General features: G+C 72.7%; 26 protein-coding genes. 10 read left to right on the forward strand and 16 right to left on the reverse strand.

From position 1 onward, the window contains the following. Window positions 1-5: 5 nt before the first annotated feature. Both AB0M92_RS13195 and AB0M92_RS13200 read right to left on the reverse strand, forming a co-directional pair. Window positions 6-1,385: an aldehyde dehydrogenase family protein gene (locus AB0M92_RS13195; protein WP_366102225.1), complete on the reverse strand. Its 1,380-nt coding sequence runs from the start codon at window positions 1,383-1,385 to the stop codon at window positions 6-8. A 75-nt stretch (window positions 1,386-1,460) separates the two neighbouring features. Continuing rightward, window positions 1,461-2,825 (reverse strand): glutamine synthetase family protein, encoded by a 1,365-nt coding sequence (locus AB0M92_RS13200; RefSeq protein WP_366102226.1) that lies wholly within the window; start codon window positions 2,823-2,825, stop codon window positions 1,461-1,463. A 77-nt stretch (window positions 2,826-2,902) separates the two neighbouring features. Between AB0M92_RS13200 and AB0M92_RS13205 the strand changes: the two genes are divergently transcribed. From AB0M92_RS13205 to AB0M92_RS13220, 4 genes are all read left to right on the forward strand, one after another. Next, window positions 2,903-3,649, forward strand: a complete 747-nt coding sequence (locus AB0M92_RS13205; RefSeq protein WP_366102227.1) for an FCD domain-containing protein — start codon at window positions 2,903-2,905, stop codon at window positions 3,647-3,649. A 122-nt stretch (window positions 3,650-3,771) separates the two neighbouring features. Next, the gene (gene eat, locus AB0M92_RS13210) at window positions 3,772-5,241 is read left to right on the forward strand and encodes an ethanolamine permease (protein ID WP_366102228.1); all 1,470 of its coding nucleotides are present in this window, start codon (window positions 3,772-3,774) and stop codon (window positions 5,239-5,241) included. Window positions 5,242-5,273: 32 nt separating this feature from the next. After that, window positions 5,274-5,978, forward strand: coding sequence for a gamma-glutamyl-gamma-aminobutyrate hydrolase family protein (locus AB0M92_RS13215; RefSeq protein WP_366102229.1), 705 nt, complete (start codon window positions 5,274-5,276; stop codon window positions 5,976-5,978). A gap of 45 nt (window positions 5,979-6,023) precedes the next feature. Then, window positions 6,024-6,224, forward strand: coding sequence for a DUF5988 family protein (locus tag AB0M92_RS13220; protein ID WP_366102230.1), 201 nt, complete (start codon window positions 6,024-6,026; stop codon window positions 6,222-6,224). Between the two features lie 98 nt (window positions 6,225-6,322). Here the strand turns inward: AB0M92_RS13220 and AB0M92_RS13225 are convergent, their stop codons facing one another. After that, window positions 6,323-6,616, reverse strand: a complete 294-nt coding sequence (locus AB0M92_RS13225; RefSeq protein ID WP_366102374.1) for an ATP-binding protein — start codon at window positions 6,614-6,616, stop codon at window positions 6,323-6,325. Window positions 6,617-6,747: 131 nt separating this feature from the next. Here AB0M92_RS13225 and AB0M92_RS13230 point away from each other — a divergent pair, with 131 nt between their 5' ends. Further along, window positions 6,748-6,963, forward strand: coding sequence for a DUF397 domain-containing protein (locus tag AB0M92_RS13230; protein WP_366102231.1), 216 nt, complete (start codon window positions 6,748-6,750; stop codon window positions 6,961-6,963). On the opposite strand, the gene AB0M92_RS13235 is transcribed toward AB0M92_RS13230, so the two are convergent. Together AB0M92_RS13235 and AB0M92_RS13240 are read right to left on the reverse strand one after the other, a co-directional pair. Then, window positions 6,953-7,303 (reverse strand): hypothetical protein, encoded by a 351-nt coding sequence (locus AB0M92_RS13235; protein ID WP_366102232.1) that lies wholly within the window; start codon window positions 7,301-7,303, stop codon window positions 6,953-6,955. The two genes, AB0M92_RS13230 and AB0M92_RS13235, sit on opposite strands and share 11 nt — an antisense overlap. Before the next feature lie 110 nt (window positions 7,304-7,413). Beyond that, a complete protein-coding gene (locus tag AB0M92_RS13240) occupies window positions 7,414-8,337 on the reverse strand; it encodes a LysR family transcriptional regulator (protein ID WP_366102233.1) in 924 nt (307 codons plus the stop codon). A gap of 70 nt (window positions 8,338-8,407) precedes the next feature. On the opposite strand from AB0M92_RS13240, the gene AB0M92_RS13245 reads away from it, so the two are divergent. Continuing rightward, window positions 8,408-9,532, forward strand: a complete 1,125-nt coding sequence (locus tag AB0M92_RS13245) for a TDT family transporter (protein WP_366102234.1) — start codon at window positions 8,408-8,410, stop codon at window positions 9,530-9,532. Here AB0M92_RS13245 and AB0M92_RS13250 read toward each other — a convergent pair. Beyond that, window positions 9,501-10,253: a helical backbone metal receptor gene (locus AB0M92_RS13250; protein WP_366102235.1), complete on the reverse strand. Its 753-nt coding sequence runs from the start codon at window positions 10,251-10,253 to the stop codon at window positions 9,501-9,503. The genes AB0M92_RS13245 and AB0M92_RS13250 overlap by 32 nt on opposite strands. Continuing rightward, a complete protein-coding gene (locus tag AB0M92_RS13255) occupies window positions 10,250-10,861 on the reverse strand; it encodes an XRE family transcriptional regulator (RefSeq protein WP_048476971.1) in 612 nt (203 codons plus the stop codon). The genes AB0M92_RS13250 and AB0M92_RS13255 overlap by 4 nt, the downstream gene beginning before the upstream one ends. Window positions 10,862-11,120: 259 nt before the next feature. Here AB0M92_RS13255 and AB0M92_RS13260 point away from each other — a divergent pair, with 259 nt between their 5' ends. From AB0M92_RS13260 to AB0M92_RS13275, 4 genes are all read left to right on the forward strand, one after another. Continuing rightward, entirely contained in the window at window positions 11,121-12,026 is a 906-nt protein-coding gene (locus tag AB0M92_RS13260) for a 5'-3' exonuclease (protein WP_366102375.1), read from the forward strand. Window positions 12,027-12,075: 49 nt separating this feature from the next. After that, window positions 12,076-12,909 carry a siderophore-interacting protein gene (locus AB0M92_RS13265; RefSeq protein WP_366102236.1) on the forward strand — a complete coding sequence of 278 codons (834 nt, stop codon included), beginning with the start codon at window positions 12,076-12,078 and terminating at the stop codon, window positions 12,907-12,909. A gap of 133 nt (window positions 12,910-13,042) precedes the next feature. Continuing rightward, window positions 13,043-14,584 (forward strand): serine hydrolase, encoded by a 1,542-nt coding sequence (locus AB0M92_RS13270; protein ID WP_366102237.1) that lies wholly within the window; start codon window positions 13,043-13,045, stop codon window positions 14,582-14,584. 24 nt (window positions 14,585-14,608) lie between these two features. Continuing rightward, window positions 14,609-15,583, forward strand: a complete 975-nt coding sequence (locus AB0M92_RS13275; protein ID WP_366102238.1) for a pseudouridine synthase — start codon at window positions 14,609-14,611, stop codon at window positions 15,581-15,583. Here the strand turns inward: AB0M92_RS13275 and AB0M92_RS13280 are convergent. The 9 genes from AB0M92_RS13280 to AB0M92_RS13320 form a co-directional block, all read right to left on the reverse strand. Further along, window positions 15,580-18,420: a DEAD/DEAH box helicase gene (locus AB0M92_RS13280; protein WP_366102239.1), complete on the reverse strand. Its 2,841-nt coding sequence runs from the start codon at window positions 18,418-18,420 to the stop codon at window positions 15,580-15,582. The two genes, AB0M92_RS13275 and AB0M92_RS13280, sit on opposite strands and share 4 nt — an antisense overlap. Window positions 18,421-18,498: 78 nt before the next feature. Beyond that, window positions 18,499-19,404: a diacylglycerol kinase gene (locus AB0M92_RS13285; RefSeq protein ID WP_366102240.1), complete on the reverse strand. Its 906-nt coding sequence runs from the start codon at window positions 19,402-19,404 to the stop codon at window positions 18,499-18,501. Between the two features lie 43 nt (window positions 19,405-19,447). Next, window positions 19,448-20,413 carry a twin-arginine translocase subunit TatC gene (gene tatC / locus AB0M92_RS13290; protein ID WP_366102241.1) on the reverse strand — a complete coding sequence of 322 codons (966 nt, stop codon included), beginning with the start codon at window positions 20,411-20,413 and terminating at the stop codon, window positions 19,448-19,450. Between the two features lie 73 nt (window positions 20,414-20,486). After that, entirely contained in the window at window positions 20,487-20,783 is a 297-nt protein-coding gene (gene tatA, locus AB0M92_RS13295; RefSeq protein WP_366102242.1) for a Sec-independent protein translocase subunit TatA, read from the reverse strand. Between the two features lie 215 nt (window positions 20,784-20,998). Further along, entirely contained in the window at window positions 20,999-21,199 is a 201-nt protein-coding gene (locus tag AB0M92_RS13300; RefSeq protein ID WP_366102243.1) for a hypothetical protein, read from the reverse strand. Between the two features lie 26 nt (window positions 21,200-21,225). Further along, window positions 21,226-21,474, reverse strand: coding sequence for a hypothetical protein (locus tag AB0M92_RS13305; RefSeq protein WP_366102244.1), 249 nt, complete (start codon window positions 21,472-21,474; stop codon window positions 21,226-21,228). 123 nt (window positions 21,475-21,597) lie between these two features. Beyond that, a complete protein-coding gene (locus AB0M92_RS13310) occupies window positions 21,598-22,566 on the reverse strand; it encodes a YafY family protein (protein ID WP_030860247.1) in 969 nt (322 codons plus the stop codon). A gap of 128 nt (window positions 22,567-22,694) precedes the next feature. Continuing rightward, complete coding sequence (locus AB0M92_RS13315) at window positions 22,695-23,651, reverse strand: WYL domain-containing protein (protein ID WP_359166016.1); 957 nt, start codon at window positions 23,649-23,651, stop codon at window positions 22,695-22,697. Between the two features lie 154 nt (window positions 23,652-23,805). Next, complete coding sequence (locus AB0M92_RS13320) at window positions 23,806-24,183, reverse strand: FKBP-type peptidyl-prolyl cis-trans isomerase (RefSeq protein ID WP_366102245.1); 378 nt, start codon at window positions 24,181-24,183, stop codon at window positions 23,806-23,808. Between the last annotated feature and the right edge of the window lie 33 nt (window positions 24,184-24,216).

A 24,216-nucleotide genomic window follows, 5' to 3' on the forward strand; every position in this document is an offset into this window, starting at 1 on the left:
TGGGCTCAGGCCTCCGTGCTGATGAAGACGTTCTTGGTCTCGGTGAATGCGGTGAGGGCGTCGGGTCCGAGCTCGCGGCCGAGTCCGGACTGCTTGTAGCCGCCGAAGGGGGTCCAGTAGCGGACGCTGCTGTGGGAGTTGACGGACAGGTTGCCCGCGGCGACGGCGCGCGAGACGCGCAGCGCGCGGCCGATGTCGCGGGTCCAGAGGGAGCCGGAGAGCCCGTACTCGGTGGCGTTGGCCAGGCGTACGGCGTCATCCTCGTCCTCGAAGGGGAGGACGACGGCGACGGGGCCGAAGACCTCGGCGGCCGCCACGGGCGCGGTGGGGGCGACGTCCGTGACGAGGGTCGGCGGGTACCAGAAGCCGGGGCCCCCGGGGGCGGAGCCGCGGACGGCGGTGAGGTCGTCGGTGACGAACGACCGTACGCGGTCCAGTTGCACCCGGGAGATCAGCGGGCCCATCTGGGTCTTCTCGTCGGCGGGGTCGCCGACGACGACGCCCTCGATGCCGGGGGCGACCAGCTCCAGGAACCGGTCGTAGGCGGAGCGCTGGACGAGGATCCGCGTACGGGCACAGCAGTCCTGGCCGGTGTTGTCGAGGAAGGACATCGGCGCAGCCGCGGCGGCCGCTTCGAGGTCCGCGTCGGCGAAGACGATGTTGGGGCTCTTGCCGCCGAGTTCGAGGGTGACGCGCTTCACCCGGTCGGCGCACTTGGCCATGATCTGCTTGCCGACCGGGGTGGACCCGGTGAAGACGATCTTCGCGACGCCCGGGTGCTCGACGAGCGCGTCGCCGGCGACGCTCCCGCGGCCGGGGAGCACCTGGAAGAGGTGCTCGGGGATCCCGGCTTCGAGGGCGAGTTCGGCCAGGCGCAGGGCGGTGAGCGGGGTGGTCTCGGCGGGCTTGAGCAGCACGGCGTTGCCGGCGGCCAGGGCGGGGGCCAGGCCCCAGGCGGCGATCGGCATGGGGAAGTTCCACGGGGCGATCACCCCGATGACGCCGAGGGGTTCGAGGAAGGTGACGTCGATGCCGCCGGCGACGGGGATCTGCCGCCCGGAGAGCCGCTCCACTCCCCCGGCGGCGAATTCGAGCAGGTCCCGGACGTTGCCGGCTTCCCAGCGGGCGTTGCCGATGGTGTGCCCGGCCTCGCGGACCTCCAGCCGGGCGAGTTCCTCGATGTGCCCGTCGACGACCGCGGCGAAGCGGCGCAGCAGCCGGGCCCGGTCGGCGGGGGCGGCCGCCGCCCAGCCGCGCTGGGCCGCCGCGGCCCGCGTGACGGCGGCGTCGACATCGTCCCGTGTGGCGGCCGGGACGATGGCGACGACCTCCTCGGTGGCCGGGTTCAAGACTGTCAGCTTGTCGGGGGCCAGCGCGTCGGACACGTATTGCCTCACAGATTTTCGGGGGCAGGGTTGGCGGTGACCGGTCGGCCGGGTGGCGACCGGATGGCCGGATGACTACAGGCGTTCGAAGGAGCGCCGCAGCTCCCAGTCGGTGACGGCGGAGTCGTAGGCGTCCAGTTCCACGCGGGCCATGTTGCGGTAGTGGGCGACCACTTCGGGTCCGAAGGCGGACTTGGCGATCTCGCTGTTCTCCCAGAGCTCGGCCGCCTCGCGCAGGGTGGTGGGAACGTGCGCGAAGTCGGCGGTGTACGCGTTGCCCGCGCAGGCCTCGGGCAGTTCGAGCCGGTGCTCGATGCCGTACAGCCCGGCCGCGACCAGGCCGGAGACGGCGAGGTACGGGTTGACGTCGCCGCCGGGGAGGCGGTTCTCGAAGCGCATGGAGCGGCCGTGGCCGACGACCCGCAGAGCGCAGGTCCGGTTGTCCACGCCCCAGGCGACGGCGGTCGGCGCGAAGGATCCCGGCCGGAAACGCTTGTACGAATTGATGTTCGGGGCGTAGAGAAGGGAGAAGTCGCGCAACGCGGCCAGCTGGCCGGCCAGGAAGTGCCGCATCACCGGTGACATTCCGCCTGGGCCGTCGCCGGCCATCGCGTTGTGCCCGTCGGCGTCACCGAGCGAGAGGTGGATATGGCAGGAGTTGCCCTCGCGCTCGTCGAACTTCGCCATGAAGGTGAGCGAGACGCCCTCCTGGGAGGCGATCTCCTTGGCGCCCGTCTTGTAGACGGCGTGCTGGTCACAGGTGGTCAGCGCCTCGTCGTAACGGAAGGCGATCTCGTGCTGGCCGAGGTTGCACTCGCCCTTGGCGGACTCGACGGTCAGCCCCGCGGCCTGCATCTCGTTGCGGATCCGGCGCAGCAGCGGCTCGATGCGGCCGGTCCCGAGGACCGAGTAGTCGATGTTGTACTGGTTGGCCGGGGTCAGCCCGCGGTAGCCCGAGTTCCAGGCCTGCTCGTAGGTGTCCTGGAAGACCATGAACTCCAGCTCGGTGCCGACCATGGCCGTGTACCCGTGCTCGGCGAGGCGTTCCAGCTGGCGGCGCAGGATCTGGCGGGGTGCGGCGACCACGGGCGAGCCGTCGTTCCAGGCGAGGTCGGCCAGGAGGAAGGCGCTGCCCGGGTTCCAGGGGATGCGGCGCAGGGTGGCGAGGTCGGGGTGCATGGCGAAGTCCCCGTAGCCGCGGTCCCAGGAGGACATCTCGTATCCGTCGACGGTGTTCATGTCCGTGTCGACGGCGAGGAGGTAGTTGCAGCCCTCGGTGCCGTGGGCGAGGACCTCGTCGAGGAAGAACTGTGCGGCGAACCGCTTGCCCTGGAGGCGCCCCTGCATGTCGGGGAAGGCCAGGACGACGGTGTCGATCTCGCCGCTCGCCACGAGAGCGCGGAGCTCTTCGGGCGCGAGCGGCGGCTTGCGGTCTACCACTGGAATCTCTCCTTCGGTGAGCCGAGAAGGCCTAAGGTATTGAACAGAACCATTGCTTGGGAAGGGGAGGAGCCGAGATGACCGACACGGCGAGCGAAGGCGGCGCGATCGCGCGGCTGAATCCGGTACTGCGGCAGGTGCGGGCGGGCAACGGTTTCGAGGAGGCCCTGGAGCAGATCCTCCAGGTGGTCCGGCTGGGTCTGGTGCCGGGCGGCGAACGGCTGCCGCCCGAGCGGGAGCTGGCCGAGCGGATGGGGATCAGCCGGGTCACCCTGCGCGAGGTGCTGAAGGTGCTCCAGGACCAAGGCCTGGTGGAGGCCCGGCGCGGGCGGTACGGGGGAACGTTCGTGCTGCCCCGCCCCGACACCCCGGCCGGCGGCACCGAGGACGAGCTGCGCCGGCGCGTGGTCGGGGTGGACATCGAGGACGTCCTGCGGTTCCGCGAGGTCCTGGAGGTGGGCGCGGCCGGACTGTGCGCCTCCCAGGGGCTGACCGAGGAGGGCTCCGAGCGGCTGCTCGGCGCGCTGGCCGCCACCCACGACGCCCCGCTGACCGATTACCGCCGCCAGGACACCCTGTTCCACCTCACCTTGTGCGAGCTCGCCGGCTCGGCCACCCTCACGGCCCAGTACGCCGCCGTCCGGGCCACCGTGAACGACCTGCTGGACTGCATCCCGCTGCTCGTGCGCAACCTGGAGCACTCCCAGCAGCAGCACAGCGCGCTCGTGGAGGCGGTGCTGGAACACCACGCCGACGCGGCGCGCGAGGTGATGCGCGAGCACTGCTGCGGAACGGCCGCCCTGCTGCGCGGATTCCTGGCCTAGCGGGTGGGCCCGGGGCGGCCCGTGAGCTTTTCGTAACCCCTGTTTAACGCAGGGGTCTTGCGCACTCCACTCCCCTACGGCAAAGGTACGCCCCACAACCATTGCCCTAGGCAGGAGCGCACATGGCCGACGACATCGAGGCACGGCTCACGGCCGTACCCGAACCCACCACATCGACAGAGGGCGGCGACGGCTATCTGGAGCGGCGTACGCTGCGCCGCGGCAGCGCCGGCTGGCTGCTGCTGACCGGCCTCGGCGTCGCCTACGTCGTCTCCGGCGACTTCTCCGGCTGGAACGTCGGCCTCGCCCAGGGCGGTTTCGGCGGGCTCGCCATCGCCACCGCCCTGATGGGCGCGATGTACGCCTGCCTCGTCTTCTCCCTCGCGGAACTCTCCGCGATCCTGCCCACGGCGGGCGGCGGCTACGGCTTCGCCCGCCGGGCGCTCGGCACCTGGGGCGGCTTCCTCACCGGCACCGCGATCCTGATCGAGTACATCCTGGCCCCGGCCGCGATCTCCATCTTCATCGGCGACTACGTCGAGTCCCTGAACCTCTTCGGCCTCACCTCCGGCTGGCCGGTCTACCTCGCCTGCTTCGCGGTCTTCATCGGCATCCACCTCTGGGGCGTCGGCGAGGCCCTGCGCTTCTCCCTCGTCGTCACCGCCGTCGCCGTGCTCGCGCTGATCGTCTTCGCGCTGGGCGCCTTCACCGAGTTCGACCCCTCGAACCTCGACGACATCGCCGTGGACACGACCGCCGCGGGAGCGAGCTCCTGGCTGCCGCTGGGCTTCCTCGGCATCTGGGCCGCCTTCCCCTTCGGCATGTGGTTCTTCCTCGGCGTCGAGGGCGTACCGCTGGCCGCCGAGGAGGCCAAGGACCCGGTGCGCTCCATGCCACGGGCCCTGTCGATCTCCATGGGCATCCTCGTCCTGCTCGCCCTGGTCACCTTCCTGGCCTCGACCGGGGCCCGCGGCGCCGACGCCATCAAGGACGCCGGGAACCCGCTGGTCGTCGCCCTCGACGGCAACCCCGGCCTCTCCTGGCTGAAGACCTTCGTCAACTACGCCGGTCTCGCGGGCCTCGTGGCCTCCTTCTTCTCGCTCATCTACGCCGGCTCCCGCCAGCTCTTCGCCCTCTCCCGGGCGGGATACCTGCCGCGCTTCCTCTCGCTCACCTCGAAGCGCAAGGCCCCGTACCTGGGCCTGCTCATCCCCGGCGCGATCGGCTTCGCGCTCGCCGCGGCCACCGGCAACGGCCCGCGCATGCTCAACATCGCGGTGTTCGGCGCGACCATCTCGTACGCGCTGATGGCCCTCTCCCACATCGTGCTCCGCAAGCGGGAGCCGGGGCTGGAGCGCCCGTACCGCACGCCCGGCGGCATCGCCACCTCCTCGGTGGCCTTCGTCCTCGCCCTCTCGGCGCTCGTCGCCACGTTCCTGGTGGACAAGGACGCGGCGTTCATCGCCCTCGGTGTGTACGCCGTCGCCCTCGCCTACTTCGCGTTCTACAGTCGGCACCACCTCGTGGCCTCCGCACCGGAGGAGGAGTTCGCGGCGCTGGCGCAGGCCGAGGCCGAACTCACCCGGGACTGACCGTCGTTCCCCATCCCCTGGAGGTGGCAACCGTGCCCAGGCCGCTCATCGGCATCACGACCTACGTGGAGGAATCCACCCGCTACGGGGTGTGGGACGTCCCCACGTCCCTCGTACCCACCGGGTACTACGAACTCGTCCAGGCGGCGGGCGGCGCGGCCGTGCTGCTCCCGCCGGACGAGCCCGGTGCGGCGGCGGAGGTGCTGAGCCGGCTGGACGGCCTGGTCGTCGCGGGCGGCCCCGATGTGGACCCGGTCCGCTACGGGGCCGACCGGGACCCGTGTACGGGCGCTCCCGCGACCCGGCGCGACGAGTGGGAACTCTCCCTGATCGGGGCGGCCCTGGCGGCGGGCCTGCCGGTGCTGGGCATCTGCCGGGGCATGCAGGCGCTGAACGTGGCCCTCGGCGGCACGCTGATCCAGCACATCGACGGCCACGCGGTCGCCCCGGGCGTCATGTCCTGGCACCCGGTCCGCCCGGTCGGGGGCACCCGGTACGCGGCCCTGGTCCCGGAGGAGGCGGAGGTGCCGACCTACCACCACCAGGCCGTCGACCGCCTCGGCGAGGGCCTGATCGCCTCGGCGCACGCGGTCGACGGAACGGTCGAGGCTATCGAGCTGCCCGATCCCGCCCATTGGGTCCTCGGCGTCCAGTGGCACCCTGAGCGCGACAAGGACACCCGCGTCATGGCGGCCCTGGTCGAGGCCGCCGCGATGGCCCCGGCCCTGCGGGTCTGAGGGCGCCGACGTGCGCGCCGCCCTCCGGGTCGGAAGACTGGAGGCATGAGGGACAAAGCCGTACTGGAGGGCGGACCGGCCGACCTGCCCGACCGGGTGGTCGACGCCCCGTCCTCCGGCGAGGACCTGAAGATCCCGTTCCGCGGCGGGTACGAGCACTACCGGCCTACGGCGCGGGTCCAGGACGGCCCGCTGGGCTCGCTGCGCGTGTTCGAGTGGTGGGAGCGGACCGAAATCGCCGGATGACGGGGTGCTGCCATGACGCACACCGCGCAGTGGAAGGTCCGCGCCGCCGACCGGGACCTGGTCGCACTCGGCGAGGCCCCCAGGATGCCGCGCACCGGCTACGGCCGGTCCCAGGACACCGGGGACCCGACCCGGCGCGGGCGCCGAGCCCCGGTCCACAGCTCGAACCACACCACCTTCCCGATGCCGCAGCCGCGCGGGTGCGCACCCCAGTCCGCGGCCAGCGCCGCGACGATGGCCAGCCCCCGCCCGGCCTCGTCGTCGGGCGCGGCCTCGCGCCGCACCGGCAGCTCGCGGCTCGCGTCGAGCACCTCCACCCGCAGCCGGCCGTCCACCCACTCGGCCCGCATCCAGACTTCCCGGCCCGCCGGGCCCCGCGCGCCGACGAGCAACGGCCCGGTGGGCAGGGGCGGTTGTACCCGTCCGGTACCGGCCAAGGACGCACTCGTTGGAGTGACCTGCGGTGTGCCGGGCCCGCCCGGGGGTAAGGGCCGGGGCGGACAGCGGTACGGGCGGGGGCGCGATGAGCGAGGCGTGGCGGTACGGCGGCAACTGCGTGGAAGTCGCCCTCGACTGGCGCAAGTCGACGTACAGCGATTGGGAGGGCAGCGACTGCGTCGAGGTCGCCCACTCCACCCACACCGTCCACGTCCGGGACTCCAAGCGAGGCGAGGACGGGCCGGCGTTCGCCGTCCCGTCCTCGGCCTGGCGGGCGTTCCTGTCGCAGATCAGCTGCTGAAGGCGACCGACCGCAGCTTCAGCCGCTCCGAGCCCCGGCCCGTGAGGGGCCGCAGCGTGAAGTAGTCACCCTCGCAGTCCGGTTCGGTGAACACGGTCGCCGTCGCGGTGGTCCGGTTGCGCGGCGAGTGGGCGGGCTCGCTGGCACCCGGGTCCGCCACCTCCGGCAGGGTGTGGCACTCGCCGCCCGCCGGGTCGAGCAGGCGCGCGTGGTGCGTGGCGCCGTCCAGACCGACGTACGCGTACTCGAACTCCCCCACTGCGGCCGAGGCCGACGTCGGGACGGCCAGGAGCAGGGTGAACGCGCCGAAAGCGGCGACGGCGGCATTGCGGAGACGCATCAGGTTTCCCCTCGGAAGAGCAACAACGTGCACGTGCCACCCTTCCGGTGGGACCCTCCCCGGGTCACCGTCCGCCCCGCGGCGAATCGATCCCTCCTCGCCCGAACGGCCTACGGACGGCGCCGGGTCAGCGACAGCAGGTCGCGCGCCGGGCCCGCCGGGCGGGCGCCCGCCGGCCAGACCGCCCGCAGGGCGCGGCCGAGGCCGGCGTCCGGCACCGGGACCTCCACCAGGCGGCGGGCCGCCAGTTCGTCCCCCAGGGCCAGCTCCGACAGAACGCACGGGCCGGCGCCGCTGACCGCCGCCGATTTCACCGCGGTGGTGGACGCGAGTTCCAGCAGCGGCGCCGCCAGGCCGCCGGCCGCCGCGAGGGCCGCGTCCAGGACCTGGCGGGTGCCGGAGCCGCGTTCCCGCAGGATCAGCGGGCTCCCCGCCAGCTCCGCGGCCTCGATGCCCTTCGAGCGCCGCGCCCAGGGGTGCGTCGGGGCCACCGCCACCACCAGGCGGTCCTGCGCGATGACCGTCGAGTCCAGGCCGTCCGGCACCCTCAGGCCCTCCACGAAGCCGAGGTCCGCCTCGTGCACGAGGACCCGCTGGGCGACGTCGGCCGAGTTCCCCGCGTGCAGCGACACCGCCGTGTCCGGCCGGTCCGCGCGCAGCGCGATCAGCCACCCCGGCAGCAGGTATTCCGCGATGGTCATGCTGGCGGCCACGCGCAGCCGCGAATCGCGCCGCCCGCGCAGCGCCTGCGCCCCCGCGTCGAAGGCCTCGGCCGCCTCCACCACCTGCCGGGCCCAGTCCGTCACCAGCGCCCCTTCCGCCGTCAGGGTCGAGCCCCGCGGCGAGCGGTCCACCAGCGCCACGCCCAGCCGCGCCTCCATCGCCCGGATCCGGCTGCTCGCGGCGGGCTGGGTGATGCCCATGTGCTTGGCCGCGGCGCTCAGGCTGCCGACCCGGGCGACCGCGAGCAGCAGCTCCAGCGCCCCCAGGTCCGGTACCCGGTGTGCCAGCGGAACCCACTCCTCGTTACCCATAAAGTCAGTTTATGGCCTTATAGAGAGGTGGCCCCTGCCGTGCGGTCGGGCCCGTCCGCAGGCTGGATCCATGGCCACCACCCTCGTGCGACCCCGCACCGTAGTCCCCCTCGCGCCCCGGACCCACAAGGTCCCCGCGCTGCGTCACCTCGGCCCCAACTGGTACGCCGCCGTCATGGGCACGGCGATCGTCGCCAACGCCGGGGCCACCCTGCCGTACCAGCTGCCCGGCCAGCGCGTGGCCTGCCAGATCGTCTGGGCGCTGTCCGCGGCGGCCCTGGCCGTCCTGCTCACCGCCCGCGCCGGGCACTGGCTCCACCACCGCGACCAGGCGCGCGCCCACCTCCTCGACCCCGCCGTGGCCCCCTTCTACGGGTGCCTGTCGATGGCCCTGCTGGCCGTCGGCGGCGGCACCCTGATCGTCGGCAAGGACCTCATCGGCGTACCCGCCGCCGTCGCCGCCGACGCCGTGCTCTTCACCGCCGGCACCGCGATCGGCCTGCTCATGGCCGTGGTGGTGCCCTATCTGATGGTGGTCCGGCACAAGGTCGAGGCCGCGCAGGCCACCCCCGTGTGGCTGCTGCCCCTGGTCTCCCCGATGGTCTCCGCCGCCGTGGGCCCCCTGCTGATACCCCACCTGCCCGCGGGCCAGCCCCGCGAGGCCCTGCTGCTGGCCTGCTACGCCATGTTCGGCATCAGCCTGATGGCGACCCTGCTGATGCTGCCCCTGATCTTCGGACGGCTGATCCTGAACGGTCCGCTGCCCCTGGCCCTGACTCCGGCCCTGTTCCTGGTGCTGGGCCCCCTCGGGCAGTCCACCACCGCCGTCAACCAGCTCGCCGACGTGGCGCCCGGCGCCATCGACGCCCCCTACGCCCACGCCCTCGGCGCCTTCGGGGTCGTCTACGGAGTGCCCGTGATGGGGTTCGCCCTCCTGTGGCTGGCGCTCGCCGCCGCGATGCTGGTCCGGGCCGCCCGGGGCGGAATGGGCTTCGCCATGACCTGGTGGGCTCTGACCTTCCCCGTGGGCACCTGCGTGACCGGCGCCGCCGGCCTGGCCCGCCACACCGGCCTGGACTCCTTCGCCTGGCTCGCCGCCGTCCTCTTCCTCGGGCTGGTCACGGCCTGGCTGGTGGCCGCCGCCCACACCCTGCGGGGGCTGTTCAGCGGCCGGCTGCTGCCGAAGGCCGCCTGATCGCCGCCGACAGGACCGCCGGGGCCTCGGCCAGCGAGGGTCCGTACCAGGTCAGGTGGCGTCCGCTGACCAGCGCGCAGGGACGGTCCGGGAAGGCTTCCGGGCCGTCCTCGCGCGTGAAGCGGTACGGCTCGTCCGGGAGCACCACCAGATCGCAGTCGGCGGCGGCGAGCTCCTCCACCGGAACGCGCGGATACCGCTCGGCGTGCCCGGCGTAGAGGTTGTGCACGCCGAGCCGGGCCAGCAGATCGCCCGCGAAGGTGTCCCGGCCGAGCACCATCCAGGGCCGTCGCCAGATCGGCACGAAGGCCCGCAGCGCACCGGCCGGCTCCACGCCCGCCCAGGCCGCCTCCGCCTCGTCCAGCCACTTCGGCCGCGTCAGCCCGAGGGCCCCCACCAGCACCCGGTCCAGCTCGGTCAGCGCCTGCGGCAGCTGCCGCACCTCGGTGACCAGCACCTCCACCCCGGCCGCGCGCAGCGCCGCCAGGTCGGGGGCCCGGTTCTCCTCCTCGTTGGCGATCACCAGGTCGGGGCGCAGCGCCGTGATCCGCTCCACGTCGGGGTTCTTCGTACCCCCGATGCGCACCGCGCCGCGCCCGTCGAGGTCGCCGGGGTGCGTGCACCAGTCGGTCACCCCGACGAGCAGCCCGGGAGCGCTCACGGCCACCGCCTCGGTCAGCGAGGGCACGAGCGAGACGACGCGCGTCCGGGCGCGGCTCACTGCCCGGGAGAGGGGGGCTCGGAGGTCGCGTGGATGTGCTCGCCGACCGCCACGACCAGGAGCCGGGTGTCCTCGGAGACGGCCCGCCAGCGGTGGCGCACTCCGCCGGACAGGAAGAGCGCATCCCCGCTCTCCAGCCGGTACGCCCGCCCCTCGGCCTCCACTTGGCAGGCGCCCGACACCACGTACATCAGCTCGTCGTTGCGGTGCTGGTACTCGCGGCCGGCGTCCTGGTCCCCGGTGAACTCCAGCGCGTGCAGCTGGTGGTGTCCGCGTACGAGGGGACGCACGCCGGGGACCGGCGTGAGCCCGGAGTCGTCGCCGGCCCGTACGAGGTCGACCGTGCGCGCGGTGTCGGAGGCGGCCAGCAGCTCGACGGCCGTGGTCTCCAGCGCGTCCGCGACCCGTTCCAGGGAGCGCATGCTGGGCCGGGCCCGCTCGTTCTCTATCTGGCTGAGGAAGGGCACCGACAGACCGCTGCGCGCCGATACGGCGGCGAGGGTCAGGTGGAGCGCCCGGCGCCGCTTGCGCACGGCCACGCCCACCCGGAGCGGTTCCTTGGCGTCCTTGTCCCGTTCCTTGTCGTCCGAGCCGTCCCTGTCGTCCATGGCGGGGCTGCCCTCCCCTTGTCTGGTCCGTCGGCGTACGTCGGCGTCCGGCGCACATCGGAGTGCTGTAAGCACCTTACGCAGCAACCGCCCCCGGTTTCGCGTGCAAGAGCCGACAAGGGTACGCCCCGGGTGAAACTCCCGTGCCGTTTTCGAGCGCTCTTGCGGCCACTTCTCCCGCCTGCGGGCGCAACCGCCGACTGCGGGCGCGTGCGCGGGGTGCGGCATCATCGTCACCGTGACGACGACTCGACGCCTGATGCTGCTGGACACCGCCTCCCTCTACTTCCGCGCGTACTTCGGCGTACCGGACTCCGTGAAGGCCCCGGACGGCACCCCGGTCAACGCCGTGCGCGGGCTGCTCGACTTCATCGGGCGCCTCGTCCAGGACCACCGTCCCGACGATCTGGTGGCGTGCATGGACGCCGACTGGCGTCCGGCCTGGCGGGTGGAGCTGATCCCCTCGTACAAGGCCCACCGGGTCGCCGAGGAGACCGAGAGCGGCCCGGACGTGGAGGAGACCCCCGACACGCTGTCCCCGCAGGTGCCGATCATCGAGGCGGCGCTGGACGCGTTCGGCATCGCCCGCGTGGGCGTCGCCGGGTACGAGGCCGACGACGTGATCGGCACGCTCACGGCGCGCGCCACGGGCCCGGTGGACATCGTCACCGGCGACCGGGACCTGTACCAGCTGGTGGACGACGCCCGGCGGCGGCGCGTGCTGTACCCGCTCAAGGGCGTCGGCACGCTCCAGGTGACGGACGAGGCCTGGCTGCGCGAGAAGTACGGGGTGGACGGCTCGGGGTACGCGGACCTCGCGCTGCTGCGCGGTGACCCGAGCGACGGACTGCCGGGAGTGCCGGGGATCGGCGAGAAGACGGCGGCGAAGCTGCTGGACGCGTACGGCTCGCTGGCCGGGATCATCGCGGCCATCGACGACCCGAAGTCGAAGCTGACACCCACGCAGCGCAAGCGGCTGGACGAATCCCGGCCGTATCTGGCGGTGGCTCCGAAGGTGGTCCAGGTGGCTTCCGACGTCCCCCTTCCGGAGTTCGACCCGGCCCTTCCCGCGGCGCCGGCGCAGCCGGAACTCGTCGACGCGCTGGCGCGCCGGTGGGGTCTGGGCGGAGCGGTGTCGCGCCTCGGCAGCGCGCTGCGCCCTTGAGGTGCTAACTTAGGTAATCCTAAGTTTCAGGGGAGCAACAGGAGACGCCGTGGCAGAAGGACGCGCCCGCAAAATCGGCACCGCAGTCGTCGTGCGCACAGAGCGGCTGACGCCGCACATGGTGCGCGTCGTGCTGGGCGGCGCCGGACTGGTCCGATTCAGTGCGGGCGAGTTCACGGACCATTACATCAAGCTCCTCTTCGCCCCCGAAGGGGTCACCTACCCCTCGCCGTGGGACCTGGACCGGATCCGCGCCGAGTACGCGCGGGACGCCTGGCCGCGCCAGCGGGCGTACACGGTCCGCGCGTGGGACCCCGCGCACCTGGAGCTGACGCTCGACTTCGTCGTCCACGGCGACGAGGGGCTGGCCGGTCCCTGGGCGGCCCGCGTCCAGCCGGGTGAACTCGTCCGCTTCCTCGGCCCGGGCGGCGCCTACGCCCCGGACCCGGCGGCCGACTGGCACCTGCTGGTGGGCGACGAGAGCGCCCTGCCGGCCATCGCGGCCGCGATGGAGCAGATGCCGGCGGGCGCGCGGGTGCGCGCGTTCGTGGAGGTCGAAGGGCCGGACGACGAGCAGAAGGTCGCCACTGCGGACGGTGTCGTCCCGGTCTGGCTGCACCGCGGATCCGGCCCGGTCGGCGCGAAGCTCGTCGAGGCGGTCAGGTCCCTGGAGTTCCCCTCCCGCGACGTCCACGCCTTCGTGCACGGCGAGGCGGGCTTCGTGAAGGACCTCCGCAGCCACCTGCGCCTGGAGCGGGGCATCCCCAAGGAGCGGCTGTCGATCTCCGGTTACTGGCGCCTCGGCGAGACGGACGAGGGCTGGCGGGCGATCAAGCGCGACTGGAACGCCAAGGTGATGGCCGAGCAGGAATCCGCGGCCTGACCACCCGCCGGGCCCCGCCCTGACCCAAGGGCGCGGCCCGGCCCCGCGCGTCCCACCGCAGCCGCGGCCCCCCGCCCGGCGTCCCACTGCGCTTCGCGGGGCGCGGTCGCCCGTTCGGCGGGACAATGTCGCCATGCGTACGCTCCGCTTGCTCGGCGCAGCAGGAGCCGCCGTCGTGTTCGCCGCGACCGGCGCAGCCGCCGCGCCCAGCCCGCCGCCCGCGCCGAAACCCCAGATCACGGACGCGGAGGTCAATGCCGCGCTCGCGCGCCTGCCCGGTTTCGTCACCGCCGCCATGCGCAGCACCGGGGTCCCCGGGGCCGCCGTCGCCGTCGTCCACGACGACAAGGTCGTCTACCTCAAGGGCTTCGGGGTCCGGCGCACCGACGCGCCCGGCGCCATCGGCCCCGACACCGTCTTCCAGGTCGCGTCCGTCTCCAAGCCGATCTCCTCCACGGTGGTGGCCGGAGCCCTCAAGGACCCCGCCGACTGGAACGACCGCACCGAACTCCCCGGCTTCGCGCTGAAGGACCCCTGGGTCACCGGCCACGTCACCACCGCCGACCTCTTCTCCCACCGCAGCGGCCTCCCCGACCACGCCGGTGACCTCCTCGAAGACCTCGGCTACGACCAGGCGTACATCCTCGACCACCTCCGCCTGGAGCCCCTCACCCCCTTCCGGGCCAGCTACAACTACACAAACTTCGGCCTCACCGCGGCCGCCGAGGCCGTCGCCCGGCAGAAGGGCACCACCTGGGAGAAGCTCAACCAGGACGTCCTGTTCAAGCCCGCCGGGATGACGCACACCAGCACCGAGTTCTCGGCCTTCGCGAACGCCCCCGACCACGCGGCCACCCACGTCAAGAACCCGGACGGGACCTGGTCCCCGCGCTACGTGCGCGACCCCGACGCCCAGGCACCGGCCGGCGGCGTGAGCTCCACCGCCACCGACATGGCCCGCTGGCTGCGCCTCCAGCTCGCCGACGGCACCCTCGACGGGAAGCGGATCGTCCCCGCAGGCACCCTCGCGGCCACGCGCCTTCCGCACATCGTCTCGCAGGCGCCGACCCCGCCCCTGGACCACACCGGCTTCTACGGGCTCGGCTGGAACGTCTCGTACGACGACGCGGGACGGCTGCGCCTGAGCCACTCCGGCGGCTTCGAACTCGGCGCCAACACCAACGTCACCATGCTCCCGCTGGAGAAGCTCGGCATCGTGGTCCTCACCAACGGCGCCCCGGTCGGCATGGCCGACGCCATCGCGATGGACTTCTTCGACACCGCCGAGCACGGCGGGCCGACCACCGACTGGCTCCCCCTCTTCGCCGAGCTCTACGCCCAGCAACTGGGCCCCGGCCCCTCCGCCACCGATTACGCGCACCCGCCCGCGGGCGCCAAGCCGGCCCGCGCCGACAGCGCGTACACCGGCACCTACGTGAGCCCGTACTACGGGAAGCTGACCGTCACGGCGAACGCGGGCGGCAAGGGCGGTCTCACCCTCTCCCTCGGCCCGCAGCCGATGCGCTTCCCGCTCACCCACTACGACGGGGACACCTTCAGCTACGTGACCGCCGGCGAGAACGCCGTCGGCCGCACCGGGGTGACCTTCAAGGACGGCACGGTCCGCATCGAGTACCTGGACGCCAACCACTTGGGCACCTTCACCAAGCAGTAGGCACCGGCGCATAGCCTGGACCCGATGAGACGCAGAACCCAGGCACCCCCTTCGCCCCTGCCCCAGGTCGCCGGCATCGACCCGGTCCGGCTGCGGCTGCCCGCCGACCCCGACGGGCGCTGGCCCGACCTCGGCGGCTACCTCGCAGCGCGCTACGCCGGCACCCGCGGCGCCGGGTCCATCGCCCACCTGCTCGGCGCCGGTCGGGTGTTCGGGCCCGGCGGGCGGGTACTGGGCGCGCAGGACCCGTACGAGCCGGGCGCCTACCTGTGGTTCCACCGGGACATGGAACCCGAGCCCGTGGTGCCGTTCCCGATCCGCGTCGTCCACCGCGACGCGCACCTGCTCGTCGTCGACAAACCGCACTTCCTCGCCACCACCCCGCGCGGCAGCCACGTCACGCAGACCGCCCTGGCCCGGCTGCGCACCGAGCTGGACCTGCCCGAGCTCAGCCCGGCGCACCGGCTGGACCGGCTGACCGCCGGACTGGTGATGTTCAGCATCCGCCCCGAGGACCGCGGCGCGTACCAGCTGATGTTCCAGGAGCGTCGCGTGCTCAAGCGGTACGAGGCCCTGGCCCGCCACGATCCGGCGGTCGCACTCCCGCGCACCGTCCGCAGCCACATCGAGAAGACCCGCGGGGTGCTGGCCGCGACCGAGGTCCCCGGCGCGGAGCCGAACGCGCAGAGCCTGGTCGAACTCCTCGACACCAAAGGGGAACTGGGCCGCTACCGGCTGACCCCGCACACGGGCCGCACCCACCAGCTGCGGGTGCACATGAACGGCCTCGGGCTGGCGATCCTCGGCGACCCGCTCTACCCGCAGGTCACCGACCCGGCCCCGGACGACTACCGCAGGCCGCTCCAGCTCCTGGCCCGCACGGTGGCGTTCACCGACCCGGTCACCGGCGTCCCGCGCCGCTTCGAGAGCGGCCTGCGCCTCGGGGCCTGGGAGGACCTCGCCGCCTGGCGAGGTCCCGAGGGCCCCGAAGCCGGCTAGCCGACCGAGCTGTAGGCCACCACGCCGCGCAGCAGCGCGTCGACGGCCTTGCGGGCGTTGCGGGCCACCGTGCTCCCGCTGTCGCCCGAGGCCGAGGGCGCCGCGGCCGCGACCTGCCCCAGCACGTCGATGACCTGCTTGCACCAGCGCACGAAGTCGCCGGCCGGCATCTCCGCCTCCCGCAGCACCTCGTCCAGGCTCTTGTCGGAGGCCCACTGGTAGGCCGCCCACGCGAAGCCGAGGTCCGGCTCGCGCTGGCCCACGCCCTCCGCCTGGTTGATGCGGTGCTCCTCCTCCAGCGCGTCGAGGCGGCCCCAGATCCGGACCATCTCGCCCAGCGCGGCCTTGGCCGCGCCGCCCGGCACCTTCGGCGCCACCGCGTCGTCGGACTGCCGCGCCTCGAACACCAGCGCCGAGACGCAGGCGGCCAGTTCCGCCGGGGACAGTCCCTCCCAGACGCCCTCGCGCAGACACTCTGACGCCAGCAGGTCCAGCTCCCCGTACAGCCGGGCGAGCCGCTTGCCGTGCACGGTGACCTCGTCCTCGCGCAGGTAGTCCAGCTCGGTGAGCAGCGCGTGGATCCGGTCGAAGGTGCGGGCGATCGTGTTCGTCCGCCCCTCGATGCGCCGCTCCAGCTGCTGGGTGTCCCGCTTGAGCCGGTGGTAGCGCTCCGCCCAGCGCGCGTGGTCCTCGCGCTCGTCGCAGCCGTGGCAGGGGTGCGCCCGCAGCTCGGCGCGCAGCCGCGCGATCTCGCGGTCGTCGGCGGCCGCGGCCCGGCCCCGCCCGCGCCGCTCCGGCGCGATGTGCCCGGCCTTGGCCCGCAGTTGGGAGGCCAGGTCCCGACGGGACTGCGGCGAGCGCGCGTTGAACGTCTTGGGGATCCGCATCCGCTCGATGGCCTCGACCGGGACCGGGAAGTCGATCGCGGCGAGCCGCTTGACCTGCCGCTCCGCGGTCAGCACCAGCGGGCGCGGGCCCTCGGCGTACTCGTACCCCCGGTGCCCGTTGACCCGACCGGCCGGCACGCCCGGGTCCAGGACGAGGGCGAGCCCGGCGAACTTGCCGGTCGGCACGTGGATGATGTCGCCCGGCTTGAGCTTCTCCAGCGAACCGGCCGCCTGCACCCGGCGCTGGGCCGCGCCCTGCTTGGCCAGGTCCGTCTCGCGGTCCTTGAGGTCGCGGCGCAGCTGCGCGTACTCCTCGAAGTTCCCGAGGTGGCAGGTCATGCCCTCCTGGTAGCCCTCCAGGCCCTCCTCGTTGCGCTGCACCTGCCGCGAGATCCCGACGACCGAGCGGTCGGCCTGGAACTGCGCGAAGGAGGTCTCCAGCAGCTCGCGCGAGCGGTGCCGCCCGAACTGGCTGACCAGGTTCACGGCCATGTTGTACGAGGGCTTGAAGCTGGAGCGCAGCGGATACGTCCGGGTGCCCGCGAGCCCGGCGAGCCCCGCCGGGTCCATGCCCCGCTGCCACAGCACCACGGCGTGGCCCTCGACGTCGATGCCGCGCCGCCCGGCCCGGCCGGTGAGCTGCGTGTACTCGCCGGGTGTGATGTCGGCGTGCTGCTCGCCGTTCCACTTGACCAGCTTCTCCAGGATCACCGTGCGCGCGGGCATGTTGATGCCCAGCGCCAGGGTCTCGGTGGCGAAGACGGCCTTGACGAGGCCGCGGACGAACAGCTCCTCCACGACCTCCTTGAAGGTGGGCAGCATGCCGGCGTGGTGCGCGGCGATGCCCCGCTCCAGGCCTTCGAGCCACTCGTAGTACCCGAGGACGTGCAGGTCCTCGGTGGGGATGGAGGCGGTCCGCTCCTCGACGATCTCACGCACCCTCAGGCGGGCGCTGTCGTCGTTGAGCCGCAGGCCGGCGAAGAGGCACTGCTGGACGGCGGCCTCGCAGCCGGCCCGGCTGAAGATGAAGTTGATGGCGGGCAGCAGCCCGTCGCCGTCGAGCCGGGCGATGACCTCGGGCCGGCTCGGGGTCCAGATCCGGCCGCGGGAGCGCCGCTCGCGCTCGCGGTCGGCCTCGCGGACCATCTTGCCGCGCCGCCGGTCCTTCGGACTGTACGTACGGGTGTTCTCCTCGCGCGCCATGCGCAGCAGGTCGGGGTTGACCTCCCGGCGCGCGGAGCCGCGGCCTCCGTGGTCGGACTCCTCCTCGAAGAGGTCGTAGATCTTGCGGCCGGCCATGACGTGCTGCCACAGCGGGACGGGCCGCTCCTCGGAGACGATCACCTCGGTGTCGCCGCGCACGGTGTCCAGCCAGTCGCCGAACTCCTCGGCGTTGGACACGGTGGCCGACAGGGACACCAGCGTGACCGACTCGGGGAGGTGGATGATCACTTCCTCCCAGACGGCTCCGCGGAACCGGTCGGAGAGGTAGTGCACCTCGTCCATCACGACGTAGCCGAGGCCGCGCAGCGACTGCGAGCCCGCGTAGAGCATGTTGCGGAGCACCTCGGTGGTCATCACGACCACGGGCGCCTCGGAGTTGACGCTGTTGTCACCGGTCAGCAGCCCCACCTTGTCGGCGCCGTAGCGCTTGACGAGGTCGGCGTACTTCTGGTTCGACAGCGCCTTGATGGGCGTCGTGTAGAAGCACTTGCGGCCCTGTCCGAGGGCGAGGTGCACGGCGAACTCGCCGACGATCGTCTTGCCCGAGCCGGTCGGGGCGGCGACGAGGACGCCCTTGCCGGCCTCCAGTGCCTTGCAGGCCTCGACCTGGTACGCGTCCAGGTCGAATTCGTACATCTCGCGGAAGGGGGCCAGGGCGGTGGCTTCTTCGGCGGCGCGGATCCGGGCAGCGGCGTACCGCTCCGCCGGTGAGAGTTCTTCGGTCATCTTGTCTTCGAGCCTACCCGCCGCCCCTGACAACAGTCGCGATCATTTATACGGACCGCGCGGCCGCCGCCGCGGCCGCTACACCAGGAGCCGCAGGGCCCCCGGGACGCACTCCGCGCTCACCGGCAGCGCTCCCAGCGGCTCGCCGTCGGCGTACGCGGTGATCCCGGCGGCCTCCAGCGTGATCTTCGCGGCCCGGTGGACGGTCACCTTCGGGTGACCGAGGTGCGTCCCCTTGTAGACCTGCGGAAAGACCTTCAGCAGGGTGGTCCGGCTGCAGTCGCCCACGACCACGACGTCGAAGAGCCCGTCGTCGGGGACGGCGTCCGCGCAGATGCGCATGCCCCCGCCGTACGAGGAGCTGTTGCCGACGGCCACCAGCGTGGCCTCGGTCTCGATGACCGGGCCGTCGTCGAGGGTGATCCGGTACGGGAACGGCCGGAAGGAGGCCAGCTCCGCCAGGATCGCCAGGTCGTACTTGAACCGGCCGGCCGGCAGCCGCATCCGATTGCCGCGGTCGTTGACCCGCGAATCGAAGCCGGAGCACAGCACGGTCCCGTACCAGGCCTGCGCCCGGCCCGGGGAGCCCGCCAGCCGTCCGAGGTCGATCTCGCGGATCCGGCCCTCCTTGAGCGCGTCGGCGGCCAGCCGCCCCGCCCGGGCGGGCTCCCGTACGGGCAGACCCATGGCCCGCGCGAAATCGTTCCCGGTGCCCACGGCGACCACCCCGAGCGGTACCGGCGTCCCGGCCAGCGCCTGCAGGGCCAGGGAGACCACCCCGTCGCCGCCCACCGCGATCACCGCCCCCGTGCCCTCCCGGACGGCGGCCCGCAGCCGGGCCAGCGCGTCCCCGGCATCGGCGCCGAGCACCGTCCGTACGGAGAATCCCGCGGCCCGCAGCGCCGAAGCGGCCGGCTGCGCGGCGTGCGCGCCCCGGCCGCGCCCCGCGGTGGGATTGACGAAGAGGGTGATCTCAGCGCTCACCAGGGGTCCCCGCGTACGTGTTCATGGGGGAGGAATGTACCTGTCAGGTCGCGTCGTCGTAACCGTTGATCTGCCTGCGCCCGCCGTCGGCCTGCTCCGGAAGGGCGGTCGGGGCCTGGACGGGCTCCATCTCGCCGATCGGCGCGGGCGTCAGGTCCACCTCGGAGGCCTCGTCGTCGTCGAGCAGCGCGTCCGGGTTGCCGCGGCGCCGCCTGCGGTCGTTGACCAGGCAGATTCCGAGGGCGATGAAGTAGAGGGCGACGATCGGCGCGGCCAGCGAGATCATGGTCAGCGGGTCACCGGTGGGCGTGGCGAACGCGGCGAAGATCGTGATGCCCAGCACCATGGCCCGCCACCAGCTCGCCAGCCGCTTCGCGGTCAGGACCCCGGTGAAGTTGAGGAGGATCAGCAGCAGCGGCAGCTCGAAGGCGAGGCCGAAGACGACGACCATGCGCGTGACCAGGTCGAGGTAGTCGTCGACCGGGAGCAGGTTGCGCGCGTTGTCCGGGGTGAATTCGAGAAGGATCGTCGCGGTCTGCGGCAGCAGCTTGTAGGCGAGCACCCCGCCCGCGGCGAACAGCGGAGCGCCGACGGCCACGAAGCCGACCGCGTAGCGCTTCTCGTGGTTGTGCAGGCCGGGGGCGACGAAGGCCCACAGCTGGTAGAGCCACACGGGCGCCGAGAGCACCACACCGGCGGTGAGCGAAACCTTGAGGGCGATCGAGAAGGGGGCGATGAGGCCGTTCACGGTCATGTCGGCGCAGGGCCGGCCGTTGCGCTGCGAGACCACCCCGTTGGTGCAGCCGACGGAGTCCAGCATCGGCTTCAGCATGAAGTCGATCAGGTCCTTGTAGTAGAACGCCGCCACGATGGTGATCACGAGGATCGCCAGGACCGACTTCAGCAGGCGGTTTCTCAGCTCACGCAGGTGCTCGACAAGCGGCATCCGCCCTTCGGCGTCCTTGCCCTGCTTGCCTTGCTTCTCCTGCTTGCGGGCAGACTTGAGCAACCCACGTCCCTTGTCTCGTTGCAGATGACCGGCGCGATCCGGGCCGCGGGCGCTCCGCCCGGCGGCCGGGCGATCAGCCCTGGGTGGTGTGGTTCGGCTCGTTGACCGGACGGGAGCTGGTCACGTCGCCGGGGGCGGCCTTGATGGTGCGCGGGGCGGCGGCCTGCGGCGGGGCCTGGTCGGCGACCGTCGCGGCGGTGGCGTTGTCCTCCGCCGCGCTCTCCGCCTTCATGGCCTTGGCCTCGCTCTTGAGGATGCGGGCCGACTTGCCGAGGGAGCGCGCCATGTCGGGGAGCTTCTTGGCACCGAACAGCAGGAAGATCACGGCGATGATCAGGAGGATCTCAAGAGGCTTCAGATTGCCGATCATGTCTGACTTCCTTCTCACCGAAACGGCTGGTTGTGGTGTCGGCGGCCGCGGATGCTGATCCGTGACCGCTCAGGCAAGGATCGTAACCCCCGGGGGTTAACGCCCGGCAATCCCCGGGGGTATCCCGCCTTGCGTGCGGCTGGGACCGACGGTACGGGTCCTGACCCGCACTTTCCAGAGACCTGCGGGCCACGATCCTGCGGTTTGTACCGGTTTTATGGACGGGCGGCGCCGCCCGTCCGCGCCAGGTCGCCCGCCGCGCGCTCCAGGTCCCCCGAGGCGTCCGCGATCCGCCGGCTGGCCAGCTCGACCTGGCCGGACAGCCGCCGCACCTCCACGAAGACCCGTACGGCGAGGACGGCGAGAACGGCGAGCCCGAGGAAACCCAGGGCGATTGCGAGCATCGGCCACAGCATGGGTCGAGCCTAGGCCACCGGCCGCCTCAGACGCTGCGCAGGGTGCTCACGCCGCCGCCGGTCAGCAGTTCCACGATGCGCTCACCGGCCGGTTTGCGCACCGAGGCCCCACAGGCGGGACAGGTGAACGAGTAGAACGTGGTGCGCCGGCTCCCGCCGATCACCAGCCGCAGGGCCCCCGCGTCCAGCTCGAAGCGGGCCCGGCAGTCCGAACAGGCGGCTTTGAAGGAGACCGGCGGCCCCGATGCGGCCTGCACCTTCCGTGAACCGGACATTGGCGACATCGCTCGGCGCTCCCCTCAGACCGTCCCTGGCGGACGGCGCGGCTCCCATGCGGCAGGGCCCGAACCGCCCGGCCCCGCCGCCTCCCCTTGCCCAGCCCTGCTCGTACCGCTGCTTCAGCCCTGTTCCCCGTAACCGGCCAGCGCCTCCCGCGCCGCCTGCCGCGCGCTGTCGGCCAGCTCCGCGGGCGCCACGATCCGGCCCTCGCGGCCCAGCCGCAGCGCGAGCCGGCGCAGCGAGGCCGGGTCCGGACTGCGCAGCGTGATCCGCAGGCCGCCGTCGGACAGCTCCTCGGCGCTGTCGTGCGGGTAGTACTCGGCGACCCAGCGGCCGCCCGGCCCGACCTCGACCACGACCTCCGGGTCCTCGGCGGCCGGCTGGACGAGCCCCTCGGACAGGTCGCGCGGCTCGATGGCGGGCGGCTCGGCCCGCTCGTCCAGCAGCCGGATCTCGGCGACGCGGTCGAGGCGGAAGGTGCGCCGGGCCTCGGAGAGGTGGCACCAGCCCTCCATGTACGTGTGGCCCACCGCGAACAGCCGGATCGGGTCGACCTTGCGCTCGGTCAGCTCGTCCCGGGCCGGCGAGTAGTAGCGCAGCCACAGCCGCCGGCGCTCGGCGATGGCCCGGTCGACGTCCGCGAAGACCCCGCCCTCCGCCTCGAAGGTCACCGAGAGCCGGGAGCTGGCCCCGGCCGCTTCCCCCGCGGCCGCCTCCAGCTTCGCGGTGGCCCGCAGCAGGGCGTCGCGGTCGCTCTCGCGCAGCCCTGGCAGCGTGGCCACGGCGCGGGCGGCGACCAGCAGCGCGGTGGCCTCGTCGGCGGCCAGGCGCAGCGGCTCGGCGGTGGACTCCCCCGAGGCGTCTGGGTTGCGCCACCAGATGCGCTCCCCGTCGGTGTCGATGTCGAGCAGGTCCCCGCCGCGGAAGCTGGTCCCGCACATGGGCAGCACGTCGAGGTCCGAGATCAGCTCGTCCTCGGTGATCCCGAAGGCCCGGGCGACGTCGGCGACGTGTGCCCCGGGGCGCTCGCGCAGGTACGTCACCAGGGACAGCATCCGGCGGGTCTGGTCGATGGCGTTGGCAGCCATGCTGGTACGTCTCCCCCTCAGGGCACGTCTTGCGAACGGTGCGGTGGTGCGATCGGTGCGGCGTGACGGGCGGTGGCCGGGCCGGGCCCGGCGGACCGGATCCGCCCCGTCCGGTCCGCCGGGCGGCCTCAGCCCGCGGCCACGGCGCGCAGCCGGTCCACGACGTCCGCCCGCAGGTCGGCGGGTTCCACGACCACCACGTCCGGCCCGAACTCGACCAGCCAGGCGTCGAGCCCGTGCCCGTACGGGATCTCCAGCTCGTCCCAGCCGTCCCCGCCCTCGCGCACGGCGGTGGCCTTGGCCCGCAGCGGGTACCCGGCGCCGCTGCGCAGCCGGATCAGCGCCGAGCGGTCCGCGCTCTCGCCGGCCCAGCTCGCCACGGTCTCCCGTACGGTGACCACGTCCGGCACCTCGGCGGTGTACTTGGCCGACCGGGACTTGACCTTGCCGGTGATCCGGGAGAGGCGGAACACGCGCTCCGCCCCGCGGTCGCGGTCGTATCCGGCCAGGTACCAGTGGCCGCGCCAGCACTCCAGCGCCCACGGCTCCACCTGCCGGGTCTCGGGGCGCGCGGCGGTCGACTTGCGGTAGTCGAAGACCACCGGCCGGCGGTCGCGGCAGGCCAGCATCAGCGGCTCGAAGGCCGCCTCGTGGACCGGGATGCGCGGCTCGATGGCACTGTGCTGGCCCTCGTACGGGTCCCCCGCCTCGGGCATCCCGCCCGCCCGCAGCTTCTGCAGGGCGCCACTGGCGGCTCCGGCGAGGCGGGCCTGCTGCCAGACCTTGGCCGCGAGTCCCAGGGCCGCGGCCTCCTCGGCGTCGAGGGAGACGGGCGGCAGCCGGTTGCTGTCGCGGCGGGCGAGGTAGCCGGTCTCGCCCTCCAGGTTCTCCACCGTCTCGATGACCAGGCCGAGTTCACGCAGATCGTCCTTGTCCCGCTCGAACATGCGGTTGAACGACTCGTCGTTGCCGGCTTCCATGTACGCCTCGATGGAACCGCGCAGCTCGCGCTTGCTGAGCGGCCGGCGGGTCCCCAGCAGACACAGCGCCAGATTCATCAGCCGCTCGGCCTTGGCAATCGCCATCGACGCCCTTCCGCCCTTCTCCGCCCACACGTTGCACCCACGGCACGCAGGACACGCCCCGTGACCGTTGACCGTACCGCCCCGGCGGGCCCCGGCAAAAGCGAGGGCCCCCGCCTGACGGCGGGGGCCCCTTTTACGATCGCAGGTCGTCGGATCAGACGCCCATCAGGTCGCAGACGAAGATCAGCGTCTCGCCCGGCTTGATCGCGGAGGTCGGGCTGTTGTCGCCGTACGCCAGGTGGGCCGGGATGACCAGCTTGCGCCGGCCGCCGACCTTCATGCCCTGGACACCCTGGTCCCAGCCGGCGATGACCTGACCGATGCCCAGGATGAACTGCAGCGGGGCGCCGCGGTTCCAGGAGGCGTCGAACTCCTCACCGGTGGAATAGGACACGCCCACGTAGTGGACGGAGACCTTCTTGCCGGCCTCGGCCACGGGACCGTCGCCCTCCCAGATGTCCTCGATGACCAGGTCGGCCGGGACCGGGAAGTCGGGGAAGTCGATCTCGGGCTTTTCGAGCTGGTTGCTCACGGAACTGCTCCTCAAAACTGAATCAGGCCAACC

This window comes from Streptomyces sp. NPDC051582 (genome assembly GCF_040681715.1).
Classification (GTDB): Bacteria; Actinomycetota; Actinomycetes; order Streptomycetales; family Streptomycetaceae; genus Streptomyces.

Coding starts and splice junctions, on each gene's coding strand:
- AB0M92_RS13205 (WP_366102227.1), top strand. CDS start 2,903: ATGACCGACACGGCGAGCGAAGGCGGCGCGATCGCGCGGCTGAATCCG.
- eat (WP_366102228.1), top strand. CDS start 3,772: ATGGCCGACGACATCGAGGCACGGCTCACGGCCGTACCCGAACCCACC.
- AB0M92_RS13220 (WP_366102230.1), top strand. CDS start 6,024: ATGAGGGACAAAGCCGTACTGGAGGGCGGACCGGCCGACCTGCCCGAC.
- AB0M92_RS13230 (WP_366102231.1), top strand. CDS start 6,748: ATGAGCGAGGCGTGGCGGTACGGCGGCAACTGCGTGGAAGTCGCCCTC.
- AB0M92_RS13235 (WP_366102232.1), bottom strand. CDS start 7,303: ATGCGTCTCCGCAATGCCGCCGTCGCCGCTTTCGGCGCGTTCACCCTG.
- AB0M92_RS13240 (WP_366102233.1), bottom strand. CDS start 8,337: ATGGGTAACGAGGAGTGGGTTCCGCTGGCACACCGGGTACCGGACCTG.
- AB0M92_RS13245 (WP_366102234.1), top strand. CDS start 8,408: ATGGCCACCACCCTCGTGCGACCCCGCACCGTAGTCCCCCTCGCGCCC.
- AB0M92_RS13255 (WP_048476971.1), bottom strand. CDS start 10,861: ATGGACGACAGGGACGGCTCGGACGACAAGGAACGGGACAAGGACGCC.
- AB0M92_RS13260 (WP_366102375.1), top strand. CDS start 11,121: ATGCTGCTGGACACCGCCTCCCTCTACTTCCGCGCGTACTTCGGCGTA.
- AB0M92_RS13270 (WP_366102237.1), top strand. CDS start 13,043: ATGCGTACGCTCCGCTTGCTCGGCGCAGCAGGAGCCGCCGTCGTGTTC.
- AB0M92_RS13275 (WP_366102238.1), top strand. CDS start 14,609: ATGAGACGCAGAACCCAGGCACCCCCTTCGCCCCTGCCCCAGGTCGCC.
- AB0M92_RS13280 (WP_366102239.1), bottom strand. CDS start 18,420: ATGACCGAAGAACTCTCACCGGCGGAGCGGTACGCCGCTGCCCGGATC.
- tatA (WP_366102242.1), bottom strand. CDS start 20,783: ATGATCGGCAATCTGAAGCCTCTTGAGATCCTCCTGATCATCGCCGTG.
- AB0M92_RS13300 (WP_366102243.1), bottom strand. CDS start 21,199: ATGCTGTGGCCGATGCTCGCAATCGCCCTGGGTTTCCTCGGGCTCGCC.
- AB0M92_RS13305 (WP_366102244.1), bottom strand. CDS start 21,474: ATGTCCGGTTCACGGAAGGTGCAGGCCGCATCGGGGCCGCCGGTCTCC.
- AB0M92_RS13310 (WP_030860247.1), bottom strand. CDS start 22,566: ATGGCTGCCAACGCCATCGACCAGACCCGCCGGATGCTGTCCCTGGTG.
- AB0M92_RS13315 (WP_359166016.1), bottom strand. CDS start 23,651: ATGGCGATTGCCAAGGCCGAGCGGCTGATGAATCTGGCGCTGTGTCTG.